The organism is Larkinella insperata, from assembly GCF_026248825.1.
Taxonomy (GTDB): Bacteria; Bacteroidota; Bacteroidia; order Cytophagales; family Spirosomataceae; genus Larkinella; species Larkinella insperata.
This window is the reverse complement of record NZ_CP110973.1, coordinates 4798703-4813605: the sequence shown is the minus strand read 5'-3', so window position 1 is coordinate 4813605 and position 14903 is coordinate 4798703. Positions and strand designations below refer to the sequence as shown.

The window sequence follows — 14903 nt, the reverse complement described above, 5'->3', positions numbered from 1 at the left end:
TTTAAAATGCTTGCTGGTCGCTCCAACGTTACTTGAAGCGACCACTTTCAGCTTCTATTAATACCCATCGTTCTGCGTCAGCACGCCGGGGCCCGACTGGTTGATCTGCCGCAGCGGCACCGGAAACGCTTTCATGTACGCTTGCGGGCTTAGTTGAACCGTTACCGGCGCTTTGGTCGCGTAATTGAACAACCGTTCCTCTTTCGTCAGAACCGTCGTCAACCGGCCCGTGCGCACCAGGTCGAACCAGCGCTCGTTTTCGTAGGCAAACTCCAGCTGGCGTTCGAGCAGCAGCTTATCCACGAAGGCTTCCCGGTTTGGAACATCGGTCAGCTTGTAGTTTTGCGTGGCATTCCCGAAAGCCCGGGCGCGAACTTTGTTGAGTTCAGCCAGAGCCGCTTCGGGCTGACCGAGTTCGTAAAGCGTTTCGGCTTTCAGCAACAATACGTCGGCATACCGCAAAACCGGCAAATCCAGCCCCGATGCAGCAAAGGTGTGCGGCACGGCATATTTACTGATGTACGGGTACCAAATTGGCGGATCAGTCGGTTTGGTGGGCGGCACCCAGAATTCGGTTACCGTGGCGGCATAGCGGGTGTCGCCCGGCTGGTAATTTTTCATCAGGCTCCACGACGGCAGGGCAATTTCGGAACCCCGGTTGACGACATCAATCGCTCCGGCGTTGGGAATGAACGCCGTGGACAGGCCGTGACCGTTCGTGCCGTCGATGTACTTCATGGCCAACAAAACCTCGGCGTTGTCTTCGCCTTCGAGTTTCCAGAGCGTCGCAAAATTCGGCACCAGATTGTAGTTGAAGGTCGCCATCTGGTCGAGGTACGTCTTGGCGTTCGTCCAGTCTTTGCGATACACGTAGACTTTGCCCAGTAAAGCCGTCGCGGCCCCTTTACTGGCCCGGCCCCGCGCAATGCCGCTTTGCAGGGGCAGTTTGCTGATGGCATCTTTCAGGTCTTCCACAATCAGGTTGTAGATTTCCTCCTCGGTAGCGCGCGGCAATTTGCTGGCGTCTTCAATGGAAATCAGGCGGGTTACGTTCGGTACTCCGCCGAAGAGCCGGACCAGATCAAAGTAAAACAGCGCCCGCATGAACCGGGCTTCGCCGATAAACTGGTCTTTCTGCGTGCCTTTGTAATCCGTCGGTTTGTCGATATTCGCCAGCACGGAGTTAGCGCGAAAAATACCGTTGTAGGTTATCTCCCAGAAATCGGCCACGATTGGGTTGTCGGCGTTGACGGCCAGCAAATCCAGCTCCGGCGCCCCGGCCACCGAGGTGTTGGCGCCCATGTAGAGGTTGTCGGCGGGCACTTCCAGCAGCAGGTAATCGTTCGGTTTGCGGCTTTGCAGCCGGTTGTAAACCCCCAGCACCGCCAGATCCATGTCCTTGGCGGTCTGGTAGTAATTGGCCGACGTCAGCACGGACTCCGGCGTGGGATTCAGCAGACTATCGTGGCAGCCGGACACCATTAGCGTCAAGGCCAGTAAACCCGCTGTGTATAGTTTATTAATTTTCATGACTTTCCAGAATTCGGTTAAAAGCTCAGATTGATACCAAACGTCACGACCCGGTTGACCGGCTCCGAGCCCGAGTTATAGCCCGGACGGCTGCCCACCCCGGCAATTTCGCCACTCGTGTAGCCCTCGGGGTTGTAACCGTGGAAGCTCTTGCTGGTCAGGAAAATCAGGTTGTTGCCCGACGCATACACCCGGCAGCTTCCCAGCTTTAGTTTCTGCACCAGCGCACCCGGCAGCGTGTAGCCCAGGTTGATGTTCCGGACGGCCAGAAACGAACCGTCTTCGATGTACACATCCGACGCGCCCTGGAAATTCAACTGGCTTAGGGCACTGGCGGGCATTTTACCGTCGCCCGGCTCCTGCTCCGACCACCACTGGTTTTCGACCAGCGACCGGCGCAAGGCCCCGAGCACGTTACCCTGGTAGTACTGGTTTTCAAAATTGTAAATCTTGGCCCCCAGCGATGCCTGCATGGCGATGCTCAGATCGAAGGCTTTCCAGGAAAAGTTGTTGACCATGCCCAGAAACAGTTTCGGCTGGAAATTACCCAGAATCACCTTGTCCTGCGAGTCGATTTTACCGTCTTTGTTGCGGTCTTCGTAGATCGGGTTACCCGGTTTCGACCCCACCAGCACCGGCGTATTTTTCACCTGCTCGGCGTTTTGCAGCACCCCGATGGACCGGTAACCGTAGTAGGAGAACATCGGCTCGCCCACGCGCAGAATCCAGCTCATCCCGAAGGCATCCGTCGTGATCCGCTCCTGCACCCCGCCCAGGTCGACCACTTTGTTGCGGTTGCGGGCCAGGTTAAACGAGGTCTGCCACTTCAGTTCCCCCGTCAGGTTTTTCGACTGAATTTCAAACTCAATGCCCTTGTTGCTGATGTCGCCGACGTTGGAAATCGAGCTGGTAAAGCCCGTAATGCCCGGAATCGAGACGTTGTACAGCAGGTCGGTGGTGCGTTTGTCGTAGTAGTCAACGGTGATGTTCAGGCGGTTTTTCAGGATGCCCAGCTCCAGACCGAAATCATACCCGTTCGTCTTTTCCCAACTCAGGTTGTTGTTGCCGAAGGAGGTCTGCGCCTGTCCTTTCGTCAGCGCCCCGCCCGGAGCGTACAAGACGCTGCTGATGCGGCCCAGGTAGTCGAAGTCGCCGATGTTGAAGTTCCCGGTAGCCCCGTAGCTGGCCCGCAGTTTCAGTTCGTCGATCACCGGCAGGTTTTTCATAAATTCTTCCTGCGTCACGCGCCAGGCCACCGACGCCGAGGGGAAATACCCCCATTTGTTGGCCGGTCCGAAGCGCGAACTTCCGTCGGCCCGGATCGACGCCGACAGCAGGTATTTTTCTTTGTACCCGTAATTCACGCGGCTGAAGTACGAAACTAGCCCCCACTCCGACTTGGTGCTTCCGGTGGAAGCCGGGTCGATGATGGCGTTGTTGAGCGTTTGAATAATGTCGTTGTTGAACGAACCCGGCACGGCGGCCATGTAGGCGTTGCGCGAGGTGTTGCGCTGGTACGACGCTCCCAGCAAGGCGCTGAAATCGTGGTCCGTACCGAAAGTCTTGCTGTAATTCAGCGTGTTTTCGTTGATCAGGTTGATGCTGCGCGAATCATTGGCCAACCCGCTGCTGATGCCGTTGTTGGTGGCAAAACTGGCCTGAAACCGTTCGTTGGTGTTGTACGAAATGTTGGTTCCGACTGACGAGCGCAACCGCAGTCCTTCCAGCAGATCGAGCGCAACGAACGCTTCACCGACGTTGTTCAGCGAGTAGCCGTTGATCACCGTTCCGTCCAGAATCGCCATCGGATTGGCCTGCGACGTTACGTTTTGTCCCCAGTAATCCCGCGCTTTCGGGTAGGTACCGTCGGGGCGCCGGAGGGCAACGAAGTTGGGGTATTTCACCAGACTCACCATATCGGTCGGGGCGCTCCGGCGGGTGGCATACGTCGGGTTGAATAAAAAGCCCAGGCTAACCACCGGATTGATTTTCACGTCCAGATTGGTCCGCAGGCTATATTGCTTGTAGTCGGTATTTTTAACGGTTCCCTGCTCGTTCAGCACCACGCCCGAAACGTAGTATTTCACGTTGTCGGTACCACCGCCCACCGAAAGGTTGTAGCTCTGAATGGGGGCCACCTGCGTGACGGCGTCCTGCCAGATGGTGCTGGCGCTCCGGCGAACCGTATCGCTCACCTGATACTGACCCGGACGACGCGGGTCGCCCCAGACCGGAATGGACGTGTCGCCCCCAATCCAGGCGTATTCGCGGTTCTGGTAGCGCACGCTGTAGTTGTAATAGTCATCCAGGGTCAGCCAGTCGTCGTGCAGCCGCGCTTTCGACATCCCGTAGTAGGCGTTGAAATTAAATTTCGGCTTGCCGGTTTTCCCCCGCTTGGTCGTGACGATGATGACCCCGCCCGCGGCCCGCGAACCGTAGATGGCCGCCGAAGACGCATCTTTCAGAACTTCAATCGACTCCACGTCGTTCATGTTGATCTGGCCCAGACTACCGCCCGGAAAGCCGTCGATCACTACCAGCGGTTCGTTTCCGGCGTCGATGGAACCCGCCCCCCGAATCCGGATCAGCGGAGCCGACCCCGGCGAACTGCGCGTCTGCGAAACGTTCACCCCCGCCAGCCGACCCACCAGCGCCGTTTCGGCCCGGCCCGCCGGAATCTCGTTTAGAATCTTGTTTTCAATTTTGGAAACAGCCGCCGTCACCGAGCTTTTCTTGACGGTTCCGTAGCCGACCACCACCACTTCCTCCAGGGCTTTGGCGTCGTCATTCAGGGCCACGTTTACCACACCGGGGCCGGTAAAGGAGATTTCTTTGGTTGTTGTGCCGACCGATGAGAACACCAATGTGCCCGCCGTTTCGGGTACTTTCAGGAAGTAGTTGCCGTTGGCGTCCGTGGAGGTTCCCAGCGAACTGCCTTTTAGGATAACCGTGACTCCGGGCAGGGTCTCGCCTTTTTCGGAGGTTACCTTGCCCGAAATTTGCCAGTCCAGCACCCGGGTATGGGCCCTGCGAACCGAGGGCGAGGAAGCGGCCCAGCTTACCAGGGTGCTACACCCCAGCAACACCAGGACGTAGAGCAGCCGCGGCCATTTGTGCGTAAACATTCTCATACAGTAATCAGTCGTTTATGTTCAAATCGGAAATACACGGGAAAAGCAAGGCCCGGAACACGGTTTTTAGCCCGTATTCAACTGGATCAAAACGGTGGTACGGACGGTATTAAAAAGCGTTGAGTAAGGCTTGGGCCGGTTGCAGGTGCGTTGCCGCCGGGGTGTTCGCCAGTGCCGAGACGTCAAACGTGTTCAGGGCCTTTTCCAGTTGCTGCGCCTTGTCGGTTTGCCCCTTCGCCCGAAACTCGTCCTTCAGAATGCGGATTTTCTCGTAATCCTGAATGCCCTCGATCAGCCGCTCGAACCGGACGGACGTACGCGGACCGGGATAGACGATGTAGGTGTCGCCCGCTGGCCAAGTCCGGAAGCGGGAGTCACGCAGGGGGTCTTTCACCCAGCAGTTGTAGGCCCAGCGCAGATATCCGTCGTAGCCTTTGCTGGCGGCAAACCAGCTGATCCAGGTGGCTTCGGCCGGGGGCGAAAACGTGAAGGTGTTTGGGTAGCGCTCGGTGCAGCAGGTGTAATAGGTTGTATTGAAACCAGCCTGCCGACGGCGCTGCATCGTGGGCTCGTCCACGGTCTGGTTCGTAGCTACGCAGTAATCGATCAGGTCCTGTTCCAGTTCGGGATGGTAAAGCCCCGCCAGCGACAGCCGGAAACCCTTGTCCACGCTTTTGATCAGGGCCAGTGCCTGCTGCATGGCCGCCATCGGCCGCTCGTCCATCGCGATGGTCGTTTTTTCAAACCAGCCTTTTTGTTTCAGGTGTTTGGCAAAGTCAGTGAGCATGGGCCGCCAGTGGGCTTCGTATTCGGGCGTGCCGGTTTTGGCAATGATAAAGGTGTCTTTCCGGGCGGCTTCGTCGTAGTAGCTAAACTTCAGATTCCAGGGAATCATGCTGTAGCAGTTAATAAACCGGTCGATGCCCAGTTCCATCATGTAGGTCACCCACTGGTCGAAAATCGTGTAATCGTACGACCAGCTGCCGTCTTTCCTTTTGGTCCACTGCACCATCGAACCGTACACATCTTCCGTCTGGCTCCGCCAGGGATCGTTGATAATCGTGGCCGTGATGGACTTCTGCCCGGCGTCGGCCAGCATTTTCATATACGGACGCATGAGGTCCCAATGCGCTTTCGACCAGACTTTAACCCCGTGTACGCGGGCCACCGAATACGGGTTTTGCCACATATCCAGGTGAAACTTCCAGTCTTTCGGCGCGGGCAGCGTCCGGTTCTGTACGTCAACGGTGTACGTCAAAACGCTGGGTTTAACTCCCGAACCACCGATGGATAATGTTCCCGTATACAGCCCGGCGGGGGTAGTCGGCGGCACCGAAACACTGAGCCAGACGGGTTGCGTGGTCTGCTTCGGTACGTCCAGGACTTTCACTAGATCAATGGGGTCGGCCACCAGGGATGAATCGTATTTGCCGGGCGGGCGTTCGTCGCAGCCTTCGCCGGTCGGAGCCAGGCCATCGGTCATGACGTACCGGACAAAACCGGCCGACGCGCTTCCCGCGGGAATTTTATTGCCTTTGGCGTCTTTCAGCTCCGACCAGTTGAGGGCGACGGCCGAAAGCGGTGCCGCGCTCCAGACCACCGCCTGCGTGTGGACCTTTTCGCCTTTCCAGGCTTGTGCTTTCCAGCTTTTTTGCAGGGTCTTCGGATCGGGAGCGGTGTGTTTGGCGTACCGGACATCGGCCGTCGCGAAGCTCACGTTCGGGCCGGGCTTTACGGCGGTCCAGCTGGCCGAAGAAACGGGTTTGGGATCGGGTAGTTCCTGATACCGCACCAAGTCAACCGACTGCGCCCAACAGCCGATACCAGGCAGCAAACAGAAAAGCGTTAGCCACTTCTTCATCTTTCAAAGGTTATGGTTTAAGAGCAGGATGCAGGGTTTAGGTCCTGCTGGTATTACACTACAAATGGCACGCAAAAACCCACCTAGCAAGGGTCCGATTCTCTTGACTGAAAGCAGAAAAGACTGCTGACGGGTCGGTTCATCGAATGCGCTCTGAAACGCAATCCGGTTCCCGGCTTTCATTTGGTTTCTTTATCAAAATAAATCCCTGAAAGAATAGAAAGCAAGCGTTTACTGAAAAATGTTTACGTACACACTGCAAATGTGTACGTAAACATACATAAATTTGGCTTCTTAACGATTTCGCCAACCGTTTTCTCATCCCGCCGTATCAACACCCGCATAAAACAGATTTCGGATTGTACATTTGCTAAATCAGAGGACAACGAAATGACTAAAATCGTACGAATTAAAGACATTGCCGCGATGGCGAATGTCTCCATGGGCACTGTGGATCGCGTGATTCACAAGCGGGGAAAAGTATCGGAGGATGCGCTCAAAAAAGTGATGGATGTCCTGGAGCAGATTAATTACAAACCGAATCTGATTGCCCGTACGCTGAGTTCTTCCCGAACGTACCGCGTGGCCTCCCTGTTGCCCGATGCCGAACTGGATTCGTTCTGGCGCAGCTCCATTCAGGGCATCCAGCGGGCGCACTCGGAGCACAGCCAGTTCGGCATGACGATTTCGTACCACTTTTTTGACCCGTATTCGGGGGATTCGTTCCGGGAGCAGGCCCACAACGCGCTTGAAACCGATCCGGACGGTATTCTGCTGGCCCCCACCCTGCGGCAGGAAGCGCTGGACTTCGCGGAAGTGTGCCAGCAGCACCAGATTCCGCTCGTTTGCTTCAACACTTACATTCACGAACTGGCTCCGCTGGCTTTCATTGGTCAGGACTTGCACCAGAGCGGCCGGCTGGCGGCTGAACTGATGACCATGATTGCTTCGCCCGGCACCATCCTGATTACCCACATTGGCGAGCAGGTGCAGAATTCGGCGCACATTGGGGCGAAAGAAACCGGTTTCCGGGAGTTTATGCAGGAAAATGGGTCGAGCCACTTCGAGTTCAGTGCCGTTCAACTCGAAAGCCCGGCCAGTCCGGATTTCAAAGCTTCGCTGGCCCAGGCGCTGGAAACACACCCACACACGAAAGGAATTTACGTCACCACGTCCAAAGCCTACGAAATTGCCCGGTCGCTGGAAGAGCTGGGCAAAACAGACATCTGCCTGATTGGGTACGACCTGATCGACGAAAATCTGACCCACCTGCGCAACGGCACCGTCAACCTGCTGATCAACCAAAATTCGGATCGTCAGGGCTTTCTGGGCATTTCTTACCTGACGGACCACCTGGTTTTTCAGAAACCGATTCCGGCGCTGCAATACCTGCCGCTCAGCATCGTCACCCGCGAAAACCTCGATTCGTACCTGGCCAACGGCGATGCGGTCCAGTAAAAACACAACCGGATCTGAACCCAAATCCGGTTGTGCAACCCATTCATTAACCAAATTAACCCTAAAAATGCCAGCGAACGAAGGCTTCCATGGCCTCGTATTCGGCCAGTCCCAACTGGTTGTAGAGGCCGGCCGTGGTGCGGTTTCGGTCTTCGGCCCGCTGCCAGAATTCGCGCGAATCGCTGCCCTGGAACACCACACCGTCCTTCTGGGACTGGTGCTTAAAAATTCCGAACCGCTTGCGCATCACCTGATCCGGCGACATCGGAACGGCCATCTCGATGAGGTCAATGTCCCACTCGTCCCAGGCGCCCTTGTAAAGCCAGACCCAACACTGCTGCATAAACGGCTCGTCTTTTAACCGGCGGACGGCTTCAAAGACGGCATCCAGACAAACCTTGTGGGTTCCGTGTGGATCGGCCAGATCCCCAGCCGCGTAAATCTGGTGCGGCTGAACGTTGTCAATCAATTCGGCCACAATCCGGTAGTCGGCTTCGCCCAGCGGTTTTTTCTGTACCAGACCGGTTTCGTAGAACGGCATGGTCAGAAAATGGACCTGCTCCGGCGGAATGCCCACAAACCGGCAGGTGGCCTTGGCTTCCCCGCGCCGAATCAGCCCTTTGACGCGCCGGACAAAATCCGAGTCTTTCTCGGACGGCTTTTTGTTTTTCAAAAAATGGTGTGAATACAGCAGAATATCAGCGACTTCCTCCGACTCGATGCCGAACTCCCGGTTGAAATCAGCCACAAATTCGATGAACCGGTAAGCTTCGTCATCGGCCACGGCGATGTTGCCGGAAGTCTGGTACGCTACGTGAACTTCGTGCCCCTGATCGACCAGCCGCTGAAACGTGCCGCCCATCGAAATGATGTCGTCGTCGGGATGTGGGCTGAAAATCAGGACGCGTTTGCGGGCGGGGTTGGCGCGTTCGGGTCGGTTGGTATCGTCGGCGTTCGGTTTGCCGCCCGGCCAGCCCGTGATGGTTTGTTGCAGGCTGCTAAACACCGTGATGTTGATGTCGTACGCCTGTCCGTGCAGCGCCAGCAAATCGCTCAAACCGTGTTCGTTGTAGTCCTGATTCGTCAGTTTCAGGACGGGTTTACCGAGTGTCAGCGCCAGGTGGGTAACGGCTTTTTTGGTCATCTGGGGCGTCCAGTCAACGGCGTCAACCAGCCAGGGCGTTTTCTGCCGGGTCAGGCTGGCGGCACAGGCTTCGTCCAGAATAAACTGCACGTTGGGGTGCCCCTGCAAATACGACGCGGGAATGGTTTCGGTGACGGGCCCTTCCACGGCCTGCTTTACAATGGCGGCTTTGTGTTCACCCCAGGCCAGCAACACCACGCGCTTTGCCTGTAGGATCACCCTGACGCCCAGCGTAATGGCTTTCCGGGGCACGTTTGCCAGGCCACCAAATTCCGTGGCAGCATCGGCGCGGGTGGTCTGGTCCAGCGTAATCAGCCGGGTCCGGGAGTTGACGTGCGAACCGGGTTCGTTGAAACCGATGTGCCCGTTCCGCCCGATGCCCAGCAACTGAAAATCCAACCCGCCCAGGTCGCTGATGTGCTGCTCGTACTGCTGGCAAAACTGGTGAATTTCCTGAAACGGCAGCGTGCCGTCGGGAATGTGGCACTGAGCCGGATCGATGTCGATGTGGTCAAACAACTGCTCCCGCATAAACCGGTGGTAACTTTGCAGGGCATCCGCCCCGAGGGAGTGGTACTCGTCGAGGTTAAAGGTGATCACGTTCCGGAAACTGAGTCCCTCCTGCCGGTGCATCCGAATCAGCTCAGCGTACACTTTTTTGGGGGACGAACCCGTCGCCAGGCCCAGAACCGCCGGTTTGCCCTCGCTTTGTTTCTGGCGAATAATCCGGGCTATTTCTTCCGCTACCGCCCGCGAAGCCGCATCGGCCGAAGCATAAATAGCCGTCGGGACCTTCTCAAAGGACAGGATTTCGGGGCGCGGGTTGGCTTGTTGCGTGAAATCAGAAATCATAATCAGGAGGGCTTAGAACTGGAAACTGTTGGCCAAATAAGCCTGTACAATGGCAATATCGTGTTTACTGGTCAGATCAGGGACCACCTCCGCCAACGGCACGGTTCCGACGCTCTTGGGTTGCTCCTGCGCCAGCAGGCTAACGGTGGTGGGTAATTCTTTTTCGTTCCGAATGGGGTGGAACGGTGTTTTTTCCAGGTACGGAATCAACTGGGCGGCCTCGAAAACGAAGCAGTTCATGCTGACCCCCAGCCGTCCCTGCGCGTGCCGCAACGCATCCGCCTGCTCGTCCGACGGCTTTTCAATGATGTCCAGCAAATACCCGTCCGGATCGGTTTTCATCAGGGCAAACGCTTTGATGCGTTCTTCCGGAAAGCCCAGCGCATCGCGGTCGTAGCTGATCAGGGCGTTGGGATAATCGCAATTCCAGAGCTGGGTTAAAGCCCTGACGGAGTAGAGGTTATCGCTGTTGCAGACGACAAATCGACCCTGCTGCCAATCGGAATGCTGCTGAAGCGACTGCAAAACCGCATCGGAGGTACCCGCCGGACGCGTGCGGTCGGGGGCGATGTACTGCCGGGCAAACAAAACCGTCAGCCGGCCCAAATCCCCCTGCGCCTGCCGGTCTTCGTAATACGGCTGGGTTATCTGGTCGTCCGGGTGCAGCAACAGCAGCACCTCTTCAATGCCGGCTTCCTGCGCGTTGATGATCTGGTAGTCGAGCAGGGATTTCCCTTCGCGGCCCACGCTAATCATGCCCTTGGTGAGCGTGTTGGCCTGCTCCACCAGTTTATCGTCAATCGACAGGTTTTCAGCGGCTTTCTTCATGCGGGACGACATGCCGCCCGCCAGGACTAACAATCTCTTTTTCATACGTTTACGGATATGGGTTGTGATTTTACGGTTGCCTGGGTGCCGGTATCTACCTGGATAATGTGGGCTTTGCCACCGGCCCGCTCGATGGCTTCGGCTACGGCTTCGGGCTTTTCGGGCGCGTAGGCAAACATGCAGCCCCCGCCCCCAGAACCGTTGATTTTGGCCCCGTAGGCTCCGGCTTTCAGCGATTCGTCGATCATTTGGTTGATTTTGGGCGTTGAAACCCGCTTGTGATCGCGCAGATTTTCCTGGTGAATGGTGAGCAGTTCGCCAATCCGCCGGTGGTTGATGGTGGTCGTCCGGAACATCGCCAGGGCTTCCCGCAGCACATCCCGGTCCGATAAATTGCTTTGCAGCAGGCTCAATTCCCCAGCGTTCAGGAGCCTGGCATAATCCCGGGCGGCTTCCTGCGGGACGGTATCGAGCGAAAAGTCAGCGTCGTGCAGCCTGATTTTGCGAATGGCTTCCAGCATCCCGTATTTGACGTGCTTCAGAATTCCGATGGTATCCTTCGGTTCGAGCGAGTCACCCAGCACGAACGTCCCCAGATTGGGCCGAAAGGTTTCCAGTTTGATCATCGGCTGCGATTCAAGGTACATTACTTCGCCCACGGCGGTCGCAAAATGATCCATCATACCCCCCGGTTCGCCGAATTCCAGCACCTCCGCCCGGTAGGCCAGCTCCCCGATTTCTGACAGTGTCACGTCATTTTCCAGGTTCTGGCTAGTCAGCAACCAGTTGATCCAGGCTACCAGCAGGGCCGACGAACTCGACGTGCCGGAGTTGATGGGAATCGTGCCGTGAACCGTTACATCCATTCCATTGGGAAACGACAATCCACTGCGGGTCAGTAGATTAATTGCACTTTTGAAGTAATCTCTGGAGTGCTGGTACGGAATAACCGCTTCCAGCGCAAACCGTTCGCAGCGGTTGATATCGGGCATGTTGATAATCACCTGACGATCCGACCGCAATCGTCCGGCCACCTGCACGCGCCGGGAAATGGCAGCCGCAATGATCGGTAATCCTAAATAGTCCTGATGCTCGCCAAAAAGGCAGATTCGTCCAGGCGCTGAGGTAGTAATTTCGGAAGACATAGGGGGATTTTCGTTAGACGTTACGTGGAAAGCCCAGACAAAACTAGCCGGGCGGGTCTTGAAAAATAAGCTTATTTTTCGTCCTGGTGCCTTTTTCTGCCACGCAACCGATTGCGAAGGGTACACAATCGGTTGCGCAACTTTTCACCGGTAAGCATTTGCGCTGCGGTACGAGTCCGTAACGAATGCTGCATTATCCGTTGGACGGTCTGCCGTCTCTGACCGCAAGCATCAGGAGCAAAGCCGCCAGAACGGTTGAGCCTGTCGTCGTAACGGGAGTGAGCGGTACGGTGATGCATCCGGCAAAACGATCTAACGCTCGTCGTTATACGCAATTCGTCCTACTGGAGTTTGGCTAAACCCGGAATCCAGCGTTCGGCATTTTTTCGGTAGATTTTATCAACGACCGACCGGGGCAATTTCAGGCCCCTAAATTCGCCAACCACGTGCCGGTGGGTCATCACCTGATCGGTGACCAGAAACGTCCAGTCGCTGACCCAGGTGTCGTGCAGCTCGCGGTTGAGGGCTTCGTTGCTGTCGTAAACGCCCTCCCAGTTGCCCCGGTCGGTGGCGTAAAGAATCCGGTCCTGGTACTTGATCAGAAAATGGCGGACCTTCTGCCAGTCGGTGGTGGCCTGGTGCTGGAGGTACATGATCCGCGACGCCATATCCACGGCCAGATTCGGGTACTTGTCCAGTCGTTTGGCCAGCTCATCCACGCTCCATTCCAGGCTTGCCAGGTGCGCCCCGATCACAACCAGGTCCGGATGTTTTTCAATCATGCGGTCGCGGGCGGCCATGTGTTTTTCGTACGACGGATACTCCGGGTGCAGAAACATGTGATGCTGCGGGTTGCGGGTAAAATACAGCTTGGCCGACCCCACCGTCATGTCCGAAACGGGCAGCCAGCAGTTTTTGGGTTCGCCCTGGTGGCTGATCAACGGTATTTTATTCTTCGCCATGAAGTCGAAAATCGGATCAAAACGCGGGTCGTCGATCATCACAAACGAGCCGTCTTTGTCCCGCAGTTCCATGCCGATGCCTTTCCAGACCTTCACCGCCAGCGCGCCCCGGGCAAACGAATCCTTCAGGTCGGCAATGGTTTTGGGCTGCCAGTCGGGGTCGTTCCAGTTGCTGACGGTAAAGGTCGTCGCGAAGGCCACCCGCCTGGGATACTGGTTGACATGGGCCAGGGCGAGGTTTCGCTGTTCGAGGTACGTTTTGCCGTCCACGTTGACCGTAAACAGGCTGAAATGATCGCGCACGGCCTGCTGAATGAACGTCGTATCCGCCGAACTCAGGTGAATGTGCGCGTCAATTTTACTCACGTTTGAGAAGTCTTCCCGCGAATAGAACTCGTCGGCCATCGGAAAATAGCCCGTTGCCGCAACGCCCAGCCACCCTACTGCGGACAGCCAAACCGCCCGGAACCGAAAACCCCGCCCTGCCTTTTTCATGATCGATTGTCTTTTGTCCTAAAAAAACCGCCTTGACGTTAGTTAAAAGTTGCCTTGACGGCGCTGAACGAGGTACCGCGGTTCCAGTTATCCTGATACAGCACGTTGATGTTACCGCCCTGCTCCACGGCGGGCGTATCCTGCCGGTACAAACCGTGCTGCACGTAGCACCCCGTGGTGTAGCCATCCATCCCGTTCAGTTTAAACGGAATTTTATAATCCGACTCCAGTTGGCTGGCATTGGGCGTCCATTGCAGCGTGGGAATGTTTTTCAGCGACAGGACTTTTTTAAACGTGCTTTCCGACTTCAGCTTGTGCCAGACTTCCAGCATTCCGGTGGCATCCGGCCGGAACTTAATCCGCACGATAAAATCGTTCCACTGCCCCTTGTTCAGGTCGTTCAGGATGGTGTATGTTTTTTCAAACTCCGTCGGGTAGGCGTTGGCGATGTTGCCCGAACTGACTTCCACCCGGACGCTGTTGGCGCGGGCGCTAAAGGCTACCGGCGGAGAAATGGGCGTGTGGGCGTGCCACTGCATGAAAATACCCCACTGCTTCGGCTCCGTCCAGTCCGCCGGAAAGAGCGTCGACCAACCGTAGTAATACTCGTCGTTGAGCGTTTCGCGTTGGTAGTTCCAGAGCGTCGCTTCGGCCCGTTCGCCACTTGTAAAGCTCCCGTTGGCCTTCTGCACTTTGTCGCCGGGCCGAACCGTAAACCGGGCCGCGTAGGATCCCTGCCGGACCGGCGAGGTGACCACCGCAAACTGCTCGGCCACGCTGCGGGCCGAAATACCGTCCCACTGGCTGGCGTCGCCGGTGTCCCAATCTCCAATTACGTCAAGCGTTCCAGCTTCGTAAGGTGGCTCGCCGGTACCCCCGGTTTCGTCCGGCGGTTCAACCGTCGGTCCCCACCCCCAGGCTTCGATTTCGGTGTAGCTGTTCCAGGCGCTCTGGCTGTTGCCCCGCCCGGTAATCCGGATGTATTTGCCCTCCAGATCGGGGAAATCAAATTTTTGCAGGTCGGTATTCCCCGGGGCGCTGGTCTGGTTGGCGAGCACCGTCGTCCAGTTCAGGCTATCCAGCGAAACCGCCACGTCGAAGCGGGAGGTCCGGGTGGCGCTACCTGCCGTGTGAAAGCCCATCTGGATGTAGTCAATCTTGCCCGGCTGGCCCAGATCGAGCGTGATGTACTGCGGATTGCCCTCGCCGGACCAGCGGGTCGACAAACTGCCATCGACGACATTGTCTTTGATGTTGACACCGTCGACGGCTGCTGGCGTACTGACGTTGGCGGCCGGTATCCTGAACTTTCCGGCGGGCCCTTCCGGCACCATGTCGTGATCGGCCAGTTTTAAACACGAGGTCAATTGCAACGCCAGCGGCATCGAGATCAGCAAAAACGCCGACCAGGAAGAAGTTTTCATAACTGTTTTCATTTAACGGATCTATACAAAATAAAAAATGCACTTCTGGGCGGGGAACGGCGGCTTCCCGAGT

At 56.7% G+C, this 14903-nt stretch carries 9 protein-coding genes; 1 reads left to right on the top strand and 8 read right to left on the bottom strand.

Annotated features, from left to right (window positions below):
• Positions 1-57 precede the first annotated feature (57 nt).
• The 3 genes from OQ371_RS19545 to OQ371_RS19535 all read right to left on the bottom strand — a co-directional run bounded on the left by OQ371_RS19545 (position 58) and on the right by OQ371_RS19535 (position 6522).
• The gene (locus OQ371_RS19545) at positions 58-1530 is read right to left on the bottom strand and encodes a RagB/SusD family nutrient uptake outer membrane protein (protein WP_265989993.1); all 1473 of its coding nucleotides are present in this window, start codon (positions 1528-1530) and stop codon (positions 58-60) included.
• A gap of 17 nt (positions 1531-1547) precedes the next feature.
• On the bottom strand, positions 1548-4661 hold the full coding sequence (locus OQ371_RS19540; RefSeq protein WP_265989992.1) for a SusC/RagA family TonB-linked outer membrane protein: 3114 nt from the start codon (positions 4659-4661) through the stop codon (positions 1548-1550).
• Between the two features lie 109 nt (positions 4662-4770).
• Positions 4771-6522 (bottom strand): DUF4091 domain-containing protein, encoded by a 1752-nt coding sequence (locus OQ371_RS19535; protein WP_265989991.1) that lies wholly within the window; start codon positions 6520-6522, stop codon positions 4771-4773.
• A 390-nt stretch (positions 6523-6912) separates the two neighbouring features.
• Here OQ371_RS19535 and OQ371_RS19530 point away from each other — a divergent pair, with 390 nt between their 5' ends.
• Positions 6913-7980, top strand: a complete 1068-nt coding sequence (locus OQ371_RS19530) for a LacI family DNA-binding transcriptional regulator (RefSeq protein WP_265989990.1) — start codon at positions 6913-6915, stop codon at positions 7978-7980.
• 61 nt (positions 7981-8041) lie between these two features.
• On the opposite strand, the gene nagB is transcribed toward OQ371_RS19530, so the two are convergent.
• From nagB to OQ371_RS19505, 5 genes are all read right to left on the bottom strand, one after another.
• Positions 8042-9976, bottom strand: coding sequence for a glucosamine-6-phosphate deaminase (nagB, locus tag OQ371_RS19525; RefSeq protein WP_265989989.1), 1935 nt, complete (start codon positions 9974-9976; stop codon positions 8042-8044).
• A gap of 12 nt (positions 9977-9988) precedes the next feature.
• Entirely contained in the window at positions 9989-10849 is an 861-nt protein-coding gene (locus OQ371_RS19520) for a sugar phosphate nucleotidyltransferase (protein WP_265989988.1), read from the bottom strand.
• A complete protein-coding gene (locus OQ371_RS19515; protein ID WP_265989986.1) occupies positions 10846-11949 on the bottom strand; it encodes a GHMP family kinase ATP-binding protein in 1104 nt (367 codons plus the stop codon). The genes OQ371_RS19520 and OQ371_RS19515 overlap by 4 nt, the downstream gene beginning before the upstream one ends.
• A 341-nt stretch (positions 11950-12290) precedes the next feature.
• Positions 12291-13406, bottom strand: a complete 1116-nt coding sequence (locus OQ371_RS19510) for an amidohydrolase family protein (protein WP_265989985.1) — start codon at positions 13404-13406, stop codon at positions 12291-12293.
• A gap of 38 nt (positions 13407-13444) precedes the next feature.
• Entirely contained in the window at positions 13445-14830 is a 1386-nt protein-coding gene (locus OQ371_RS19505) for a heparin lyase I family protein (RefSeq protein ID WP_265989983.1), read from the bottom strand.
• Positions 14831-14903 lie beyond the last annotated feature (73 nt).